Below are 18,383 nucleotides of genomic sequence, written 5' to 3'. Positions count from 1 at the left end.
CGCTGGTAATGTCCTACGGCGAGCCTGCTGCCCGAACAAGATGCATGCAGATGCGAAGTGTGCGGGCCTACCCAGAAGTGGGTAGACGCACGTTAAGCCGCTCCTGCAGCGATCCCGTGGTCAAGAGCGTAGCGGATCAGACCGGCCGTTGTGGCGATGCCGAGCTTCTTCTTCAAATTCTTGCGATGCGTTTCGGCCGTCGCGGGTGTAATTCCGAGTTCTTCGGCGATCTCGCGGTTGCTGCGGCCTATGACGATCAAACCCAGGATGTGGCGTTCGCGCGCCGTCAGCGGGTCGGCTTCCCTTTGGATCTGGTCCGCTATCAATATGTCGCGCACGCCGGATGAAAAATAAGTCCCACCGCCAGCCACGGTTTCGATGGCGCAGACGACTTCGTCGGTCGACACGTCCTTGAGAATATATCCGACTGCGCCGTGCATGATCGACGAAGAAATATATTCGCGGCTGTCATGCATGGACAGCATCACGATCCGCGTCTGCGGAACCTCGCGGCGAAAGAGTTCGATCGCATCAATGCCGCTGAGCTTCGGCATGTTGATATCCATCAAGGTCACTTGTGGCAGCGTCCTTCGGGCAATCTCCAAGCCGATTTGCGCAAGGCCTGCCGTACCCACCACCTCGATATGATCGAAGGTCTCCAGCACGGCTTTCAGTCCGTCCAGCACCACGGGATGATTGTCGATCAGCAGAACGCTGATCCTGTCTCTTTTCATGCTGCGTCCACCCTTGCTCTTGGCGAGGCATTGGCCGATTTCGGCAGCATCGCAATAAGTGTCGTGCCATCGGCCGTGCTTTGGACGAGAAGCAGGCCGCGGAAATGCGCCATCCGTTCCTGCATATTCCGGAGCCCGAGCCCGCCCTTGCTGTCCTCAGTGCCGTCAAAACCAATGCCGTTGTCCGCAATTCGCAGGCGTGCGCGCCCCCGATCGCTCCAGAGCTTGATCGTGAGAAACGTCGCGCCGGAATGGCGTTCTACGTTGTTCAATGCCTCCTGAGCGACCCGGTAGAGTGCCGTGCTCGCCTCAGGCTTCAACATACTGATGAAGCCCGAAGTCTCGATCTCGGTCGCGATCCCGGTCCGCTCGGCGAAATTGTTCGCGAGTGCGGTGAGTGCCGCCGTCAGGCCGAGATCATCGAGCACGCGGGGACGGAGATCATGCGAGAGTCGCCTGATGTCCTTGATCGCGCTGTTAAGGGTATCGATACCCTTCTCGATCGTCGTGGCGGCGTCATCGACCTGGTTTCGTACCTTGCGGTTGGCAAGATCCATGACGTAGCGCACGCCGAGGAGGTTCTGCGACACGCCGTCATGCAGTTCACGGGCAAGCCGCGCGCGCTCCTCTTCCTGCGTATCGATCACCCTTTGCGTCAGCTCCTTGAGCCGGCCATCGGCCATGCGTCGCTCGCGGAAGGTCAGCAGCATGCAGGTCGTGAAAACGACCAGAACGGCAGGAACGGCAATGAGTGTGACGACGATGAAGGTTCCTCTTATGTTGGCTCGCATGGCGGAATTGGCAGCCGCGGTCTGGATGAAAATATCGTCCAGATAGACGCCGGTTCCGACAACCCAGTGCCATTTGTCAAGGCCGACAGCGAATGAGAGCTTATCGGCGACACGGCCGGTGGAGGGCTTCTCCCATTTATACTGATGCAGGCCTCCGCCGGCTTTTGCTGTTTTGATGAGCTCCGCGATGACCTTGTCACCGTCCGGGTCGGTCAAATCAAGCCAATTGCGTCCGTTGCGAAATTTCTCGCGCGGATGAACGATGTTGTTCCCATCATAATCGTAGACGAAGAAATATCCGTCCGGGCCGTAGTCAAGGGATGTCAGGATCGCGGCAACCTCGTCCTTCGCAGCCTGGTCGTCCGGCGCTGCATCCCGATAGGTCGCCTGAATGGCCGACACTGCAAGATTTGTAAGGTTGACGATTTCCTTTTCCTTCGCCTTCAGCATGTTCTGCTCGAAGGTCTCGATATTGCTCTTGGTAAGGGTGATCGATTGCCAGGTAATGAAGGCGGTGATTGCCAGAATCGAAATCACGAGAGGCGCAAGCGCGAGCGCAATAATCTGGTTGCGTAGTGTCAACGATTGCTCCTCCCAAGAACCGACGCGGAACCATGGCGCGTGTTGGATACGAATTCAACGGCTTCTCAGCGGTGCACATCCATAAGTGTCAAGGAGTATCGGGCATAGACCCCTCTCGGAAGTCCACCTTGAGAGCTGACGGCGATCTGGCGCGCACTTTGCGATCAATTGAAGGAAATTCAATTTCCGCCCGGCGTAGTCAATTTTCTTCCGAAAATCGGCAATTCTTGCCTCTGAAAGCGAAATGCAGGTCAAAATTAGATTTCGATTTCTTTGACGTACCCCTGATGGCTCCATAGCATTTGAAGCGTTTCAATGGATCGGGAAGCCATGAAAAAGGGACGTCCGACAATTGCAGATGTAGCGCGCGCCGCCGGTGTCTCCGTCGGAACCGTGTCCAATTTCCTGAACGAAACGGTTCCCGTCAAAGCCGAGACGGCCGAGCGGATCCAGGCAGCCATACAGAAGCTCGCCTATCGCCCGAGCGTATTTGCCCGTTCCTTGCCGATGCTGTCAGCAAAGACGGTTCAGGCAAAGGAGGGCAATCCGCGGCTGCTCGTCGTCGGCCATATTTGCCTCGATTATCTCTGCCGCGTCCCCGTTCTTCCCCATCGGGACGATCGCGTGGCGGCCGAGCACATCAACAAGGCGCTTGGCGGCCCCGCCGCCAATCTGGCCGTTGCCGCCGCTGGCGTCGGCGCCCCTTACGAGCTTCAGATCGACCTTGCGACGGCAATCGGAGATGACGGGGACAGTGAATGGGCGCTGGCCGAATTGCTGGCGCGTAACGTCAATGTTCTCCCCATTCGCCGGCCCATCAAGAACCGCCTGCCGCGGGCGATCGTGATCATCGAGGCCAATGGCAGCAGGACGATCATCCACGAGACATTCGAGCTGAGCGAGATCGACTTGACCGAAAATATGGAGATCGCTCCGGCCAATGTCCGCTCCTGCGTTCACATTGAAGGTTTTCACTACGAACGGATGATCCCTTCGATCGCCCGGTTTCATGCCGCTGGCTGGAAGGTGAGCCTGCACACCGCCGGGCTTCCCGCCGGCTCGCGGACGCCGGCAGCCTTTGCCGATCTGATCGGGCAAGTCGATCTGACCTTCATCAATGATGAGACGTTTCGGGAAGTCTTCGGCATACGCACGCCGCTGGCATCGATGCTGGATGAAGCGGAACACATTCTCAAACGGATCAAGACGCGTGGCGACGTCGTGCTGACGCTCGGCGAATTCGGAGCTGTCGTCTTCAAGAAAGGCGGCGGCACGACCATTGAGGTTCCGGCACTGCCGGTGACGCGGGTTGACGCCACGGGCGCTGGTGACGCCTTCGCGGGAATATTCCTCAGCCTCTGGCTGCACGGCAAGTCGCTTGCCGACGCCGCGCGTCACGCCGCGATCGGCGCCAGCCTGACAACAACGGCCGAAGGCGCGCAGGGACGGCCTGCAAGCGCCGACGAGATCAAGGCCCTGCTGCCATCGATCGAAGTAAAAACCGCGGTCCGGATGTGACCGCCATGTCCAACCGAAATTACGCAAGGAGATAATGATGACGATTAAGGTTCTGCTGGTCGGAGAAAGTTGGGTGAGCTCGGCCACTCATTACAAGGGCTTCGATCAGTTTGGCAGCGTCACGTTTCACCTCGGCGCGGAGCCACTGGTTGCCGCGCTCCAGGGCAGCGAATTCGACATCACCTACATGACCGCGCATGACACGGTGGAGAAGTTCCCGTTTTCGCTGGAGGAACTGTCCGCCTATCAGGCCATAATCCTCTCGGATATCGGCGCGAATTCCCTGCTTCTGCCGCCGGCCGTCTGGCTGCACGGCAAGCCCGTGGCAAACCGGCTCAAGATTATTCGCGATTGGACGGCAGCGGGCGGCGGCCTGGTGATGGCCGGCGGGTATTTCAGTTTCCAGGGCATCGACGGGAAGGCGCGCTGGCGCCGGACGCCGGTCGAAGAAGCGCTGCCTGTGACCTGCCTGCCCTATGACGATCGGCTTGAGATTCCGGAGGGATTTCGGGCTGACATCAAGCAGAAGCATCCAATTCTGGCCGGTATAGACGGCGAATGGCCGCTGCTTCTCGGCGCCAACGAGGTCGTGGTCAAGCAGCAGCCCGGCGTCGAGGTTCTTGCCACGCTGCCCGAAACCGAGGGCGGCCATCCGTTGCTCGTGACCGGCGGATACGGCAAGGGCCGCACCGTCGCCTGGACCTCGGATATCGGGCCGCATTGGCTGCCGAACGAATTCGTCGCCTGGCCGGGCTACGCCACTCTCTGGAAGAACATCCTGCGGTGGGTCAGCCATGCTGCATGAGGCCCACCAAGCAAGGGGATCGACAATGACACAGCCATTCCTGCGGGCAAACGGCATCAGCAAGCGCTTCGGCGCACTGGCGGCGCTGACCGGCGTCGATCTCGATATCAACAGCGGCGAAGTCCTGGCCCTGCTCGGCGACAACGGCGCCGGCAAATCCACTTTCGTTAAGATCCTGGCCGGCGCCCATGCCCAGAGCGACGGCGAGCTTCTCGTCGAGGGGCAACCGGTCAATTTCTCCTCGCCGAAGGATGCGGCAAGCTCCGGTATTGCCACGATTTTCCAGGAGCTTGCTCTGTCGGAGAACCTGTCGATTGCCGAAAATGTCTTCCTCGGCCGCGAATTGAAGCGATCCGTACTCGGCATCCCTTTTCTGCGGCGGACGGAAATGCGCGAGCGCGTCGATGCCCTCCTGCACGAGCTTGAGGCTCATATTTCCGATCCGGAGGCACCGGTCGCAGTCTGTCCGGTGGTCAGCGCCAGGCGGTCGCCATCTGCCGTGCCCTCAATCTCAATGCCAAGCTGGTGATCATGGACGAGCCGACGGCAGCGCTCGCGGTTGCCGAGACACGCAAGGTGCTGTCGCTGACACGGCGGCTCGCCGAGCGCGGCTGCGCCGTCGTGCTGATCAGCCACAACATTGCCGACGTCTTCGAGGTTGCCGACCGCATGGTCGTCTTCCGCCGAGGCCGCAAGGTCGCCGAAAGACGGCGGCTCGAAACGACACCCGAAGAAATCGTCTCCCTCATAACAGGCGCTCATCCCGACGTGCGGGCGCTTGAAAACAATAAATAAAAAGCGCGTTCAATCTCCAGAGGATCATAAAATGTTCAATCAATTCAAGAAGGCATTCATAGCATCATCACTGGGCCTGGCTCTTGCATCGGCGGCTGTCGCTCAGGACAAGCCTAAAGTTGCGTTCGTGCCCCAGCTGATCGGCATTCCCTATTTCAACGCCATGGAAGAAGGCGGCAAGCGCGCCGCTAACGACCTCGGCGTGGATTTCATCTACTCCGGTCCCGTCGATACGAACCCCGTCGACCAGCTCCAGATCGTGCAGAACCTGATCGATCAGGGCGTCAATGCGGTTTCCGTCAGCGTGCTCGACGCGTCCTCCATCGCGCCCGTCGTCGAGGCGGCCAAGGCGAAGGGCGTCAAGTTGTTCACCAGCGACAGCGATGCTCCCGATAGCGGCCGTGCCGTCTATGTCGCACAGGCGACCGATGAAGGCCTCGGCGGTGCCATCATCGATGAACTGGTCAAGCGGGTCGGAGACGACGCCAAGATCGGGATCGTTTCCGGTGAGGCTACGGCGTCAAACCTCAACGCCTGGATCGGCTTCATGAAGCAGCGTGCCGCTGCCAAATATCCCAAGCTCAAGCTGCTCGAGCCGCAATATGCCGGCGGCACCGCACAGCGCGCCGGCCAGATTGCCGGTGACCTCATGACTGCCAACCCCGATCTCAAGGCGATCATCGCGGTTGCCTCCTCGACATGCCCTGGCGTGGCGCAGGCCATCGAGACGGCGGGCAAGATCGGCACGGTTATTGGCACCGGCTATTGCAGCCCGAATACCGCTCGCGCCTATCTGAAAAGCGGCGCATTCGGCTTCACGGTTCTGTGGGATCCAGCGCAACTCGGCTATCTGACTGTTTGGGCCGGCAAGCAGCTGATTGACGGCAAGGCCTTTGCGGCTGAGAATACGGTTCCAGGCTTTGCTGCTCCCGTCACCTACGACGCAGCCAAGGGCATCCTGCTGCTCGGACCTCCAGCGATCTTCACTGCCGACAATGTCGACAAGTTCAACTTCTGAACGTGGATGATCAGGCAATGCGACGGTCTAGTCCACACTTCTTAGCCATGGGCGGACGTGAATGGGCGCTATTCAGCGCAATCATTCTCGCCGCGCTCGTCTTCACCGTCGCATCGCCCTTTTTTGCGACAATGGGCAATATTGATACCATCATCCGTAACAGCATCGAATTGATGCTCGTCGGTCTCGGCATGACCCTGCTGCTTGCCATGGGCGGCATCGATGTCTCCATCGGCATTGTCATGGGTCTTGCCGCAATCGGGGTTGCGAATGCCTTGCTCGCGGGTTGGGGCGCGTTGCCCGCGGCATTGTTGGGGCCGGCCATCGGCGCGGCACTCGGTCTGCTCACAGGCAGCGTCGTCGTCATCGGGCGCATTCCGGCAATCGTCGGAACGCTCGGTCTCTTTGGCGTCTATCGAACGGCGGTCTTTGCATTGCTCGGCGGCCAGTGGCTGTCGGGCCTGCCGACCAACCTGACAGGGTTCCTGGGAGCGACGGTCTTGGGCATCCCCGTTGCTGCCATTGCCATCGCCATCGTCTATCTCGCGCTTTGGCTAGCATTGCGGCGCACGCCCTTCGGCCCGCACCTTCTATCGATTGGCAATTCCGAGGAGAAGGCGCGTCTGTCCGGCGTTCCGGTGACGAAGGTACGTCTTGCGACCTTCGTCGTCAGCGGCGCACTGACCGGTCTTGCCGCAAGCTTTTACGTCGCCAACTACCGCAATGTGGAAATGGCGATCGGATCGACACTGGCGCTGGATGCAATCGCCGCCGTCGTCCTCGGCGGCACCAGCATCATGGGCGGCCGTTGCAGCCTCATCGGCACGGCCCTTGGCGTCATTCTTCTCAGAATTCTGCAGAACGGCCTGCTGCTGGTCGGCGTGCCCTCGCTCTGGCAGCCGGTGGTGACGGGCGCCCTTCTCATCGGCGTCCTCGCACTGGAGATGCCGACCTCGCAACTCGTTGCACTGAAGACGAAGTGGATGCGCGGATGACCAGCAATCCAGCAATGAACGGTTCCTCTCGCATCCTGCTTCTATTGGCGGCCCTTTGGATCGCGGTGGTCATCCTGCTTGCGTTCTTCAAGCCATCCATGTTTGGCGAGGCAACCGTCACCACCATCCTCCAGTTCTCGACCATTCTGGCGCTTGTGGCACTGGGGCAGGGCTTGGTCGTACTCGCCGGCGGTGCGGGCATCGATCTCTCGGTCGGCGGGATCGCGTCGCTATCGGCGGTCATCACCATGCTTGCGGTCAAGAGCGGCATGCCGGTGCTTGCCATCCCGCTTGTTTGCATCGTTGCCGGAGCGGCGCTCGGCGCCTTCAACGGTCTGCTGGTGACGCGCCTCTCCATACTCCCCTTGATCGCCACACTCGGGACGCTCTTCATCTACTCGGGCCTCGCCGTCGCATTGACGGGTGGAGCCGCGCAATCCGGCGTTCCCGCCTGGCTGCTGACATGGGGAAGGGGAGTGGTCTTCGGTTTGCCGGTTCCCTTCATTACCATTGTCGTTCCGGTATTTGCCGTCGGTTCCCTGCTGCTGATGCGAACGGCATGGGGATGCTGGATTTTCGCCATGGGCTACAACGAACGTTCTGCGCGGCTTGTGGGTATTCCGGTCGATCGCGCCCGGCTCACCATGTATGCGCTCAGCGGCGCCTTGGCCGGCCTTGCCGGGCTCGTCTCGATCGCCTGGCTCGGCAGCGCCCGGCCGAATATCGGGCAGAACCTCGAACTTGAATCCCTGACGGCCGTGATGCTTGGAGGCGTCGCCATTACCGGCGGCGTCGGCGGAGTTGGCGGCGTTCTCGCCGCCGTCATTCTGCTGATCACTCTCAAAACCGGCCTGCTGCAACTGAACGTCAATACGGTCTGGCAAGTCGGCATCGTCGGCGCGCTGCTGATCGCCGTCCTGTTGATAGACCGCCTTTCGAAACGCTGGAGATAACCATGCCATCCATTGAAAAACTGATTGCCGAACGGGTCGAGGCCGCACATGAGCGCATCGTCGCAACGCTGAGCGATCTCGTCTCTTTTCCGTCGATCGTTAAATCGAACCCGAAGGAAGCCGGCCCCGGCGAGCGCGATTGCCAGCTCTATCTTCAAAAGCGTCTCGAAAGCCTCGGCTTTACCACTGATCTGTGGGATCCGGATGGTCCGGCGCTCTATGCCAAATACGAGGGGCGCCCGGGTGCAAACAAAGGCAGGACCTTCGAGGGAAGGCCGAATCTCGGCGGCGTGCTGAAAGGAACCGGCGGCGGGCGTTCCATCATGCTGACTGGTCACATCGATGTCGTGCCGCCCGGCGCGCCCGAGCATTGGACGACCGATCCTTTCGGCCCGGTGCTCAAGGATGGTTTCCTGCATGGACGCGGCACCGTCGACATGAAGGGCGGGGTCGCCTGCATGCTCATGGCAGTCGAGATCCTGAAGGAGATGAATATCCCGCTGAAAGGCGACGTGGTCTTCACGACGGTAGTCGATGAAGAGATCGGCGGCATGGGGTCTCTTGCCATGGTCGATCGCGGCTTCCGAGCGGATGCTGGCATCATGACGGAGCCGACGGCAAACCGCATCGCTCCGCTCTGCCACGGCATTCTGTGGGGCAAGATCATCATCGACGGGATCGGCGGTCACGCCGAGCTGACGCCGAATTCCTGGTACACGAGCGGCCCGGTGGATGCAGTGCAGCTTTGCCGCCAGATGCTTGATGGCATCGACATTCTCAACCGCCGCTGGATGTTCGACCCGAAGAAGAACCATCCACTCATGGACCTGCCGAACCAGATCATCGTCACCCAGCTGAAGGCGGGCGAGCATCCATCGTCCATGGCAGGCAAGGCCGAGATCATCATCGATGCGCAATATCTGCCGAGTGAAAAGGACGAGTTTGGCCTTGGCGGTCATGTGAAGCGGGAGATCGAGGAGCATGTCCGCAACATCTGCCAGGCAGATCCCTATCTTCGCCAGCATCCGGCGCGGGTCGAATGGATCCTCGATGCCGATTGCGCGGAGGTGCCGGCCGATGATCCGTTCGTGCAGCTGCTTCAGGAAGCGGTCGAAACCGCAGAACTATCGCCCGTACTTTCCGGGTTCGGGGCGCATAGCGATATCGGGCTCCCGACCTCTCTTGGCAATACGCCGACGGTCAATTTCGGACCGGGCGATCCCGCTCAGGCGCATCAGCCGAACGAACGCGTTTCAGTTCGCGACCTTGTCAATTGCACCAAGGCCATCGCACTCGCCGTGCAGAAATGGTGTGCCTGACCGGGCGTCCATGTAATGTGGCCCGGATATTTTGATTGATGCAAGTTCCGACGCTGAACACACGGCGTCGGCCTTCCCACTGCAATCAATAGCGCGCTTGCAAGAGCAGCCTGAAGAGATGGGCTCGGTTTTCAGCACCGAAGCTGCCGCTGTAGTTCATTGCGAGTGACACCCGCTGGCTGAGGGCAATATCGAAACCGGCATCAAGCACCAGCGAGTCCTGATCGACCACCGTGCCGTTTTCGGTGAAAATATCGCCGCCGGCAAAGGCCATGCGGGACGTGATATCGAGATCACCGAAGGCGTGCCGCCAGCCAAGGGAACCGTAGAGCTTGCCGGGCATGCCCGCCAGAGCGATCTCGCGCTCCGCACGAACACCGAATGTAGCGAAGGTAATGGCAGACTGATCGGCGCTTCCGCTCAAGGCCGCTGCCCCTCCGCGCTCAGAGAATGCATTGGTCCGCACATCGGTGAAGGTGAGGTTTGCAAAAGGCTCGAGGCGAGTCTCGCCTGCGGAGACCTGATAGGCCAACTCGCCAAACACCTGCGCCGTATGCGCATAATAGTCGGCTCTGAGTTCGTCCGAATAACCCGAGAAATTAATGTCTCTCAGAGTTGAAACGGATTGCAAGGTATAGGTGCCGCCGAGCCGAAGCGCCAGGGCGCCCCACTGCCTGCCGGCATAGAGCCCGACATTGTAATTGTCGGTATCGGCATGGGCCGACACGCCCGATTGGCTGAACCGGCTGCGGCCGTAACCTGCAAGCGCGCCAACGCGCCAGTCCGAGCCATCAAGCATGGTATCGAAACCGAACAATATACCGCCGGTATTGCTGCTGCCATTGTCCGAAGACGTCCAACCCCCGTAAGGCGCGCTCCAGAATGTCGCGAGGCCGTTGGCTGGGTCGGAAAGGATGTCATCGATCGCTCGTTCCGATCCCGTCTTCTGGCGCTGGCCGACATCTGTATAGGCAAGGCCTGCATCTCCCGATATTCGTGTCTGCGCGGTGCTGTTGGCGACACCACCTTGCAGGCCGCGCAGGCGATCGATCGCGGCGTCACGGACAAAGCGGCCATTGTCGAAGGCCGTGCTGGCAAGGGACGTGTGAATCTCGCCGGCCAGTTGCTTCAGCGCGCCGGACGCTTCATTGAGGCTCAACACGGCGACGGCATTATAGAGCGCGTTCGACGCCCCCAGGCTTTCAATGCCGTGTGCCGCTGAACGCTGGTTGGCATTCGCCCCGGCGGTGGCAAAGGAGATGCCATTGCGCTCCAGTGTGAGATCGATCGTATTGCCGGAGTAGCCAAGAACAGGGGTGACGAAGGCGTAGTTCGATTGAATGGCATCGAAGCTGCCGGAGATGCCATTTCCTGCCGAAATGATCGTATAATTCGTGAAGGCCTTCAGATCAGCGCCGACCAGCGAGAGCGTTCCGCCGGTCAGGTTGGCGGCCCCGGTAACGTCGATCCGGCTGGACGTCGTTCCATTCCCTTCGATGAGGATGGTGGAGCCGCTTTGCGCGGTAAGATCGCCATCGATCGTCAGCGTGCCGGCGCCGTTGTTGCCGGGTGCTAGCGTCGAACCGGCTCCGACAATCGTCGAGCCGACAGTGCCTGTTCCACCGAGCTGTCCATAGCCGCTCAAGGCAATCGTGCCGCCCAAGGTGCCATCGACAATGAGGCTGCCGCCCGTGATCGTCGTCAGACCACTGAAGGCGCTCGAATTGCCGGTCAGCGTAACGTTGCCGGATGCGACATAGATGGATCCGGTCCCATCGATTGCGGCATTCAACGATTGGGGAGCACCGGCGAAATTGAAGACGAGAGAGCCATTGCCGCTGCCGAAATGAATGGCGTCGACGTCGAGGGTTGCAGTCCCCGTCGCGGTCTGGCCGAGCGCCGATCCGATATTGACCGAGGCTGTCGATCCTGTCTGGGCTGATATCGTCAGGCTCGAGGCGGAAAGCGCTGCGCCGCCGCTCAAGGTGAGGGCGGCGTCACCGGCCTGCCCGACGGTGAGCGCGTTGTCGACGGAAAGGGTCGATCCTTCGCCGGTGACGGTCACAGCGCCGCGGCTTCCCGTAGCATTGCCGATGATAGCGTTTGCCGTGCTGACCTTGCCGCCGAGAATGACATCCAGGCTGCCGTTTCCGGCATCACCGACGGCAAGCGTACCCTGATTGCTCCAGCTTGAACCGGAACCCGTGACAGTCGCCGAACCGCTTGAGCCTGACGATGCCGCGATGCTGGCGCCCTGGCTTTTCACCGTGCCTGCCGATGAAACCGCAAGCTCTCCCGTTCCCCCATTTGCGCTGCCGATCTCCAGCTTGCCATTGATATCCCAATGGCTGCCAGCGCCGCTGACAAGTGCCTGGCCATTGCCGCCCGAAGCGGTGCCGAGCGAGGCGTTTCCAGTGGAAGCCGTGGCCCCGGCCAGAACTTTCAACGACCCGGAGCCGGCTACCCCGTCTTCAAAGTCGCCGTTGATATCGAAATGGCTGTTGCTTCCAACAACGACCACGCTGCCACTCGATGGAGTCTCCTTGCCGAGCGTTGCCGTCGCAGCGCTAACACTTGCCTCTCCCGATACGGTCAGCGATCCGTCACCCTGATTGCCGATCCCGAGATCGGCATTGATATCCCAATGCGAGCCGGCACCATCGACTGTCACCGCCCCAATCGAATTCTTGCCGTCAGCAATGACAGCCGACGTGCTTTTGACTTCCCCACCGGTGCTGATATCAAGCCTGCCATCCGCGCCGGAACTATCGGCGTCGGCGTGATCGCCGCCGACCAGCAGCGCGCCGGTATCCCAAAGCGAACCGGAGCCACCAACCGTGACGGAGCCGCTGGCGAAGCGACCGACGATGGCAGAAGCACTTGAAACCGTTGCTCCGGAATAAACCGAGAGAGCACCATCGCCACTCGATCCCACCGTCAAGACACCGCTCGTGGTCCATTGCGAGCCGAGACCCGACACCGTCAGGGAACTGGTACCGTTGCTGCTCCCAAGGCCGATCGTGGCATTGTCGTTTGAAACGGTTGCACCCGTGGATATGGCCATCGTTCCAGTACCGTTGTCGCCAACGATCAGATCGCCATTGATCTGCCAGCTGGTTCCGGAGCCGGAAATCGAGGCGTTGCCAGTGCTGCCCGCGCCATAACCGAGTGTCGCATCGCCGGTGCTGGCGGTTGCACCCGATGTCACATCAAAAGAGCCTTGCCCGTTATAGCCGATGAACAGGGGCTGACCGCTGGAGAGCGTGAAGGTCGATTGGCCGTTCACGGCGATGCTGCCGGCGCTGCCGGCTGCATTGCCGATATAGGCAGCTCCATCGCCCAGATACTGCGCTCCGGCGCTGATCGTGAATGTTCCCGCTCCCTGATCGCCTACGACAAGTGTACCGTCATTTTGCCAGCTGGCACCGGCACCCGTCAGGTCAAGGAGACCGGTAGCGCCGGCGTGGGAGCCCAAGGCGGCCGACGATGTATGTAGGGTGGCGAAAACCGTCAGGGCGCCATTGGCGTCGAGACCGACCGTCAGGTCGCTCGCGGAAACCGAGCTGCCACCCAGGACTTCGGCAGGAAGATTGCCGCCGTCGATCACGACGGATGTAATGGAGCTCGGGACCGAGGCTGCCGACCAGTTGTCGGCGTTGCTCCAGTCGCTATCGACCGCGCCCGTCCACGACAACGACGCCGCGCCGGCTGCTACCGGCGTCAGGCAGGCCGAAATCGGCACGAGAAAGGTCGAGATGCGCAAGATGGCGCGAGCCGCAGCCAACATTGAAAATGCTTCCTACAACGTGATGTTGCACATCTGTAGAAACGACATTTATGGTTAACGTTCTGTAAATTCGGCGCCAGAATTGATCGCTTAGGTCCGCGAAGCCTCTGGAAATTCATTCCGCCCGCGCAAGGGAAACTGTCGTTTTCCGCGACCGGAGCATTCAGCCGGTCAATCAATTCTCGTCGGGCGACCGCGCCTCTCCTACAAGCCGATACAATTCGAGCCGTTCCCGAAACATGCGGGATACGTCGATCTTTCAAGGTCCCTTCGTCAACGGGTGCCGTAGGTGCGGCACAGAACAAGGAGTATCTCATGACAAAGATCGAAGGGGTTTCCAGCCGAAATCGTCTCACCGCGCGGATGGTCTCATTCGCCATCGGTTCTATTATGCTCGTGCCTGTCGGATATCTGACGCCGGCCAACGCGGCCGATACCTCCCAGACCGCTGTTGTAAAGGCAAGTTCGGATGAAAGCATAAGGCCATTCCCGATCCATGTTCCGCAGGCGCAACTGGACGACCTGCGCAAGCGTATCGCGGATACGCGCTGGCCGGACAAGGAAACGGTTGGCGATTCCTCGCAGGGCATCCAGCTGGCACAGGTCCAGGATCTCGTGCGGTACTGGGGCACGGATTACGACTGGCGCAAGGCTGAAGCGCAACTCAACGCCTTGCCGGAATTCGTCACCACGATCGATGGTTTGGACATCCAGTTCATCCATGTTCGTTCCCGTCATCCCAACGCGCTTCCGGTCATCCTGACCCACGGCTGGCCGGGTTCGACATTCGAATTCATCAAGGCCATCGGCCCATTGACCGATCCCACTGCCTATGGCGGGCGTGCGGAAGACGCATTCGATGTCGTCATCCCGTCGATCCCCGGCTATGGATTTTCCGGAAAGCCCGTTGATCTGGGCTGGGGGCCCGACCGAACGGCGCGGGCATGGGATGTGTTGATGAAGCGGCTGGGATATGACCACTACGTCTCCCAGGGCGGCGACCACGGCTCGGTCATATCGGATGCTCTGGCCCGCCAGGCGCCAAAGGGCTTGCTCGGCATCCACCTCAACATGCCCGCAACCATTCCGGGCGACCTCGTGAAGCCCATCAACAGCGGTGATCCGGCCCCGGCAGGCCTTTCGAAGCCGGAGGCAGAGGCGTTCCACTCGCTCAGCACCTTCTTCGGACGAAACGCCGCTTATGGCGCCATGATGGTAACGCGGCCGCAAACGATCGGTTATTCGCTTTCCGATTCACCCTCCGGTCTGGCGGCATGGATGTATGAGAAGTTCGCCCAATGGAGTGACAGCGGCGGCGTTCCGGAGCGTGTTTTTTCCCGCGACGAAATGCTGAATGACATCACCCTGTATTGGCTCACGAACACGGGTGCATCGTCGTCACGCTTCTACTGGGAAAACAACAACAACAACTTCAGTGCCGAGGCTCAGAAGACCAAGGACATCAAGATCCCGGTAGCCATTTCGGTCTTCCCTCAGGAAATCTATCGCGCACCCGAGAGCTGGAGCAAGAAGGCCTATCCAACGCTTTACTATTACCACCAGGTCGACAAGGGCGGCCACTTTGCGGCATGGGAACAGCCCCAGCTGTTCGCCGAGGAGTTGAGGGCAGCCTTTAAGCCCTTGCGTTGAACGCATGGAGAGAATGCGGTCCCCTACCAGGGGCCGCAAACCTGCAGGGTATTCATCCTCTGGCTCCCGGAACAAAAGGGCGCGGCTCCTTGAGGACCACTTCTTTAACGGCAGCAGTCGCATCTCGGGATGCGGTTTCCAGTTCGAAGGTAAGAACCGGAGTTTGGCGGTTCTCTCGCTCCAATACCTCTCATCCAGGCCATCGAGCGGTTTCGATGGTAGCTCGAAGCGAGAAGAGGATTGTTTCCATGAGCAAGGAAGAAGACAACAAGGCCGTCGTCGTACGCTGGTTCACCGAATTCTGGGGCAAGGACGTTAATCTTGCCGTTATCGATGAGATCGCGGCGCCCGATATGCTCCTGCAGTATTCGCTGCACGAGCCGCGACGCGGCCGCGCAGACATCAAGGCGTTCATGACCGACTTCCGCGCCGCGTTCCCCGACCTCAATTTCTGGGGCACTGCCGACCTGATCGCCGAAGGTGATTATGTCGTCGGTCAATGGGAAGGTGGAGGCACGCATACGGGCCCGGCATTCGACGACTTTCTTCTCGGTGGCCTGCCTGCCGCAACCGGCCGCAAGATGCACTTCACCGGCAAGACGGTCCTGAAGGTCGTCAATGGTTTGATCGTCGAGGAGAACGGCCTGGACGACGGGCTGACGGCCATGATGCAACTCGGCCTCATCAACAAGGCCTGATCGAAGCGGGATATGGCCTGCCTGGAAGGATAGGCTTTTCTCCGAATGAAGAATTGAGGCTTGCGCCAACCCAGGTGCGAGCCTCATTTGCTTTCTGGTCCTTTTCAGCCTTTGCGCAGGAATCGGGTGGGTATCATTCCGATTTGAGAGCAAGGATCGGAGTGTGACGAGCGCAGATCGGATGCAAGATCGAGCCGGAACAACCAGAGAAGATGGCAATGACGACCAGGACACAGCCTCAGCCGGCACTTCGCACTTCATTCTTTTCCGTCGTGGATGATCCGCGCTGGGCACGCGTTGCCACGCGGGATAAATCCGCCGATGGCCAGCTCTGGTATTCGGTCTCGACCACAGGCATCTATTGCCGACCTTCATGCCCGTCGCGCACGGCAAATTCGAAAAACGTCTCGTTGCACGACACGATTGAAAGCGCACGCGCAACCGGGTTTCGCCCCTGCAAGCGATGCAATCCCGAAGGTCTGTCGCTCGATAGCGAGAATGCCGCCCTGGTGGCAAAGGCATGTCGCATCATCGAGGAGAGCGAGGAAGAACGGTCGCTGGATGATCTGGCGGCAGCGGTCGATTGCAGCGCGAGCTATTTCCATCGTATTTTCAAGGCTTCGACGGGCCTGACGCCGAAAGCCTACACCGCCGCCGATCGCGCGAAAAAGCTCCGCGAGGGTCTGGAAATCGGCGCCAGCGTCACCGAGGCAATCTACGATGCGGGGTTCAATTCGAGCGGCCGTTTCTACGAGAAATCGACCGGCATGCTCGGCATGACCCCGACGCAATATCGTGCCGGCGGAGCAAACGAAGACATCAAGTTCGCGGTCGGTCAGACCTATCTCGGCGCGATCCTCGTTGCCTCGAGTGCGAAGGGTGTCGCCTCGATCCTGCTCGGCGACGATCCGGATGAACTGGTCCGCAACCTTCAGGACCGCTTCCCGAAGGCTCGCCTGATCGGCATGGATCGTGAGTACGAGGCCTTGATTGCTCGCATCGTCGGCTTTGTCGAGAATCCCGGCATCGGGCTTGATCTGCCTTTGGACGTTCGCGGCACGGCATTCCAGCGCCGCGTCTGGCAGGCGCTGCAGGAGATCCCGGTGGGCGAGCGCGTATCCTATTCCGATATCGCGCGTCGTATCGGATCCCCGACCGCGACGAGGGCGGTCGCCGGCGCGTGCGCGGCGAACAATATCGCCGTCGCCATTCCCTGCCATCGTGTGGTGCGCAACGACGGAGCGCTTTCCGGCTACGCATGGGGCGTCGACCGCAAGCGGGCGCTGCTCGATCGCGAGGCGGCGCAGACTGCTTGAACCCCGCATTATATCCCGAGCTTCATGTATCCGCCGCGTGATTGTCGATTTGAAAGCAGGAATCGGAGTGCGGGGGACGTGTCCACGTCGCACGGTGGGGCGGAACTCAAGGAGCCGCAACCATGATTGCTACCCCCGCCATCAATCGCCCGATGACCTCGCATGAATGGGCGATGCTGCTTGCACTTTCAGCGCTATGGGGTGGGTCATTCTTCTTCACCGATGTCGCCTTGCGAGCCTTGCCGCCATTCACATTGGTGCTGCTGCGCGTTGCCGGCGCGGCGCTCATTCTCAATGCAACGATCCCGTTGCTGGGCCTGCGGCTTCCGACCGATGCTCGCAGCTGGATCGCCTTTTTCGGCATGGGCTTGCTCAACAATGCGGTCCCGTTCTGCCTGATCGTTTGGGGTCAGACGCATATCGTCTCCGGTCTTGCCGCGATCCTCAACGCCACCACGCCGCTCTGGACGGTGATCGTTACGCATTTCTTCACGGCGGAGGAGAAAATGACCGGCAACCGTCTCGCCGGCGTCGTGATCGGCCTGATTGGCGTGACCATCATGATCGGCCCGAATGTGTTCGACGGCTTGGGCGCAACCATTCTGGCTCAGTTGGCCGTGCTGGGCGCCGCGATATCCTATGCTTTCGCAGCGCTATTCGGCCGCCGTTTCCGCCGTATGGGCGTGGCGCCGATGGTGACTGCCACCGGCCAGGTCACGGCCTCGACGCTGATGGTATTGCCGGTCGCGCTCCTCGTCGACCATCCCTGGACGCTCGCAATGCCGGGCCTGTCGGTGTGGGCGGCGGTGCTCGGAATAGCGGCACTTTCCACAGCGCTTGCCTATGTGCTGTATTTCCGCATCCTTGCCACCGCCGGCACGACCAACCTGATGTTGGTCACCTTCCTCATTCCGTTCAGTGCTATTCTGCTCGGTGCGCTGGTGCTGGCCGAACAGCTCGATACCAAGCAGTTCATTGGCATGATGCTGATCGGCATGGCACTCGCTGCCATCGATGGCCGTCTCATGAAGAGATTCAAGCTTAGATTCGCCTGAGGCGGGTCGTCTGATCCCGCAGGCGAACGATATCGCGTGATGACGACAGACCGCCTCAGGCGCGGCCGTCCACGGCCGGTGAGCGGCAACGACGAAAACAAGGACACCCGCTACCATGTTCTCGCGCGGCGGATTCGACGCAAAGGCGAGCCGGGGCAAGCTACGCGGAACCAAAGAGGCTACCGACGCGCTCGTCGCGCTTGCCCAGGACAACGCGGATAAGGCGCTTGTCATGACATATATCGGCCAGCTCGTGGCCGATGGTTATGCGGAATGGGCCATGCTCGATCGTGGGGAAATCGAAGTCCGCTTTACCTCAGGTGAGACCTATCTGCTCGCAGAAACCACCGTTCTCAGACTTTCTTGA

16 protein-coding genes are annotated in these 18,383 nt (G+C 60.4%); 13 read left to right on the top strand and 3 right to left on the bottom strand.

What is annotated here, in order from left to right; genetic code table 11:
* Positions 1 to 92 precede the first annotated feature (92 nt).
* Together BSK43_RS30455 and BSK43_RS30450 are read right to left on the bottom strand one after the other, a co-directional pair.
* Positions 93 to 734: a response regulator transcription factor gene (locus BSK43_RS30455; RefSeq protein ID WP_077467252.1), complete on the bottom strand. Its 642-nt coding sequence runs from the start codon at positions 732 to 734 to the stop codon at positions 93 to 95.
* Complete coding sequence (locus tag BSK43_RS30450; RefSeq protein ID WP_077467251.1) at positions 731 to 2,107, bottom strand: cache domain-containing protein; 1,377 nt, start codon at positions 2,105 to 2,107, stop codon at positions 731 to 733. The genes BSK43_RS30455 and BSK43_RS30450 overlap by 4 nt, the downstream gene beginning before the upstream one ends.
* 330 nt (positions 2,108 to 2,437) lie before the next feature.
* Between BSK43_RS30450 and BSK43_RS30445 the strand changes: the two genes are divergently transcribed.
* From BSK43_RS30445 to BSK43_RS30415, 8 genes are read left to right on the top strand one after another with little or no spacing between them, the layout of a single operon-like run.
* Positions 2,438 to 3,625 carry a carbohydrate kinase family protein gene (locus tag BSK43_RS30445; protein WP_077467661.1) on the top strand — a complete coding sequence of 396 codons (1,188 nt, stop codon included), beginning with the start codon at positions 2,438 to 2,440 and terminating at the stop codon, positions 3,623 to 3,625.
* A 37-nt stretch (positions 3,626 to 3,662) separates the two neighbouring features.
* The gene (locus BSK43_RS30440; protein WP_077467250.1) at positions 3,663 to 4,430 is read left to right on the top strand and encodes a glutamine amidotransferase; all 768 of its coding nucleotides are present in this window, start codon (positions 3,663 to 3,665) and stop codon (positions 4,428 to 4,430) included.
* 25 nt (positions 4,431 to 4,455) lie between these two features.
* Positions 4,456 to 4,959 (top strand): ATP-binding cassette domain-containing protein, encoded by a 504-nt coding sequence (locus BSK43_RS30435; protein ID WP_246662733.1) that lies wholly within the window; start codon positions 4,456 to 4,458, stop codon positions 4,957 to 4,959.
* A complete protein-coding gene (locus BSK43_RS35890) occupies positions 4,893 to 5,225 on the top strand; it encodes an ATP-binding cassette domain-containing protein (RefSeq protein ID WP_348641774.1) in 333 nt (110 codons plus the stop codon). The genes BSK43_RS30435 and BSK43_RS35890 overlap by 67 nt, the downstream gene beginning before the upstream one ends.
* A gap of 31 nt (positions 5,226 to 5,256) precedes the next feature.
* Entirely contained in the window at positions 5,257 to 6,243 is a 987-nt protein-coding gene (locus tag BSK43_RS30430) for an autoinducer 2 ABC transporter substrate-binding protein (RefSeq protein ID WP_077467249.1), read from the top strand.
* A 17-nt stretch (positions 6,244 to 6,260) separates the two neighbouring features.
* The gene (locus tag BSK43_RS30425; RefSeq protein WP_077467248.1) at positions 6,261 to 7,238 is read left to right on the top strand and encodes an ABC transporter permease; all 978 of its coding nucleotides are present in this window, start codon (positions 6,261 to 6,263) and stop codon (positions 7,236 to 7,238) included.
* The gene (locus tag BSK43_RS30420; RefSeq protein ID WP_077467247.1) at positions 7,235 to 8,191 is read left to right on the top strand and encodes an ABC transporter permease; all 957 of its coding nucleotides are present in this window, start codon (positions 7,235 to 7,237) and stop codon (positions 8,189 to 8,191) included. Before BSK43_RS30425 ends, BSK43_RS30420 begins: the two co-directional genes overlap by 4 nt.
* 2 nt (positions 8,192 to 8,193) lie before the next feature.
* Positions 8,194 to 9,510, top strand: a complete 1,317-nt coding sequence (locus BSK43_RS30415; RefSeq protein WP_077467246.1) for an ArgE/DapE family deacylase — start codon at positions 8,194 to 8,196, stop codon at positions 9,508 to 9,510.
* 85 nt (positions 9,511 to 9,595) lie between these two features.
* Here the strand turns inward: BSK43_RS30415 and BSK43_RS30410 are convergent, their stop codons facing one another.
* Positions 9,596 to 13,297, bottom strand: a complete 3,702-nt coding sequence (locus BSK43_RS30410; RefSeq protein WP_077467245.1) for an autotransporter domain-containing protein — start codon at positions 13,295 to 13,297, stop codon at positions 9,596 to 9,598.
* A gap of 315 nt (positions 13,298 to 13,612) precedes the next feature.
* Here BSK43_RS30410 and BSK43_RS30405 point away from each other — a divergent pair, with 315 nt between their 5' ends.
* The 5 genes from BSK43_RS30405 (at position 13,613) to BSK43_RS30385 (ending at position 18,383) form a co-directional block, all read left to right on the top strand.
* A complete protein-coding gene (locus tag BSK43_RS30405; protein WP_077467244.1) occupies positions 13,613 to 14,947 on the top strand; it encodes an epoxide hydrolase family protein in 1,335 nt (444 codons plus the stop codon).
* Positions 14,948 to 15,195: 248 nt separating this feature from the next.
* Positions 15,196 to 15,645, top strand: coding sequence for an ester cyclase (locus BSK43_RS30400; protein ID WP_077467243.1), 450 nt, complete (start codon positions 15,196 to 15,198; stop codon positions 15,643 to 15,645).
* 218 nt (positions 15,646 to 15,863) lie between these two features.
* On the top strand, positions 15,864 to 16,961 hold the full coding sequence (gene ada / locus BSK43_RS30395) for a bifunctional DNA-binding transcriptional regulator/O6-methylguanine-DNA methyltransferase Ada (RefSeq protein ID WP_077467660.1): 1,098 nt from the start codon (positions 15,864 to 15,866) through the stop codon (positions 16,959 to 16,961).
* Between the two features lie 122 nt (positions 16,962 to 17,083).
* A complete protein-coding gene (locus BSK43_RS30390) occupies positions 17,084 to 18,016 on the top strand; it encodes a DMT family transporter (RefSeq protein WP_246662731.1) in 933 nt (310 codons plus the stop codon).
* 115 nt (positions 18,017 to 18,131) lie between these two features.
* Positions 18,132 to 18,383: a hypothetical protein gene (locus tag BSK43_RS30385; RefSeq protein WP_077467242.1), complete on the top strand. Its 252-nt coding sequence runs from the start codon at positions 18,132 to 18,134 to the stop codon at positions 18,381 to 18,383.

Source organism: Rhizobium sp. P44RR-XXIV, assembly GCF_001999485.2.
In the GTDB taxonomy this organism is placed as follows: domain Bacteria; phylum Pseudomonadota; class Alphaproteobacteria; order Rhizobiales; family Rhizobiaceae; genus Rhizobium.
Note: the sequence above shows the minus strand (reverse complement) of the source record. Positions and strands in the feature narration are given on the sequence as shown.

Bases quoted from the DNA above. Each gene is read 5' to 3' on its own strand.
- BSK43_RS30455 (WP_077467252.1), bottom strand. From the start codon at position 734: ATGAAAAGAGACAGGATCAGCGTTCTGCTGATCGACAATCATCCCGTG.
- BSK43_RS30445 (WP_077467661.1), top strand. From the start codon at position 2,438: ATGAAAAAGGGACGTCCGACAATTGCAGATGTAGCGCGCGCCGCCGGT.
- BSK43_RS30440 (WP_077467250.1), top strand. From the start codon at position 3,663: ATGACGATTAAGGTTCTGCTGGTCGGAGAAAGTTGGGTGAGCTCGGCC.
- BSK43_RS30435 (WP_246662733.1), top strand. From the start codon at position 4,456: ATGACACAGCCATTCCTGCGGGCAAACGGCATCAGCAAGCGCTTCGGC.
- BSK43_RS30430 (WP_077467249.1), top strand. From the start codon at position 5,257: ATGTTCAATCAATTCAAGAAGGCATTCATAGCATCATCACTGGGCCTG.
- BSK43_RS30425 (WP_077467248.1), top strand. From the start codon at position 6,261: ATGCGACGGTCTAGTCCACACTTCTTAGCCATGGGCGGACGTGAATGG.
- BSK43_RS30420 (WP_077467247.1), top strand. From the start codon at position 7,235: ATGACCAGCAATCCAGCAATGAACGGTTCCTCTCGCATCCTGCTTCTA.
- BSK43_RS30415 (WP_077467246.1), top strand. From the start codon at position 8,194: ATGCCATCCATTGAAAAACTGATTGCCGAACGGGTCGAGGCCGCACAT.
- BSK43_RS30410 (WP_077467245.1), bottom strand. From the start codon at position 13,297: ATGTTGGCTGCGGCTCGCGCCATCTTGCGCATCTCGACCTTTCTCGTG.
- BSK43_RS30405 (WP_077467244.1), top strand. From the start codon at position 13,613: ATGACAAAGATCGAAGGGGTTTCCAGCCGAAATCGTCTCACCGCGCGG.
- BSK43_RS30400 (WP_077467243.1), top strand. From the start codon at position 15,196: ATGAGCAAGGAAGAAGACAACAAGGCCGTCGTCGTACGCTGGTTCACC.
- ada (WP_077467660.1), top strand. From the start codon at position 15,864: ATGACGACCAGGACACAGCCTCAGCCGGCACTTCGCACTTCATTCTTT.
- BSK43_RS30390 (WP_246662731.1), top strand. From the start codon at position 17,084: ATGATTGCTACCCCCGCCATCAATCGCCCGATGACCTCGCATGAATGG.
- BSK43_RS30385 (WP_077467242.1), top strand. From the start codon at position 18,132: ATGTTCTCGCGCGGCGGATTCGACGCAAAGGCGAGCCGGGGCAAGCTA.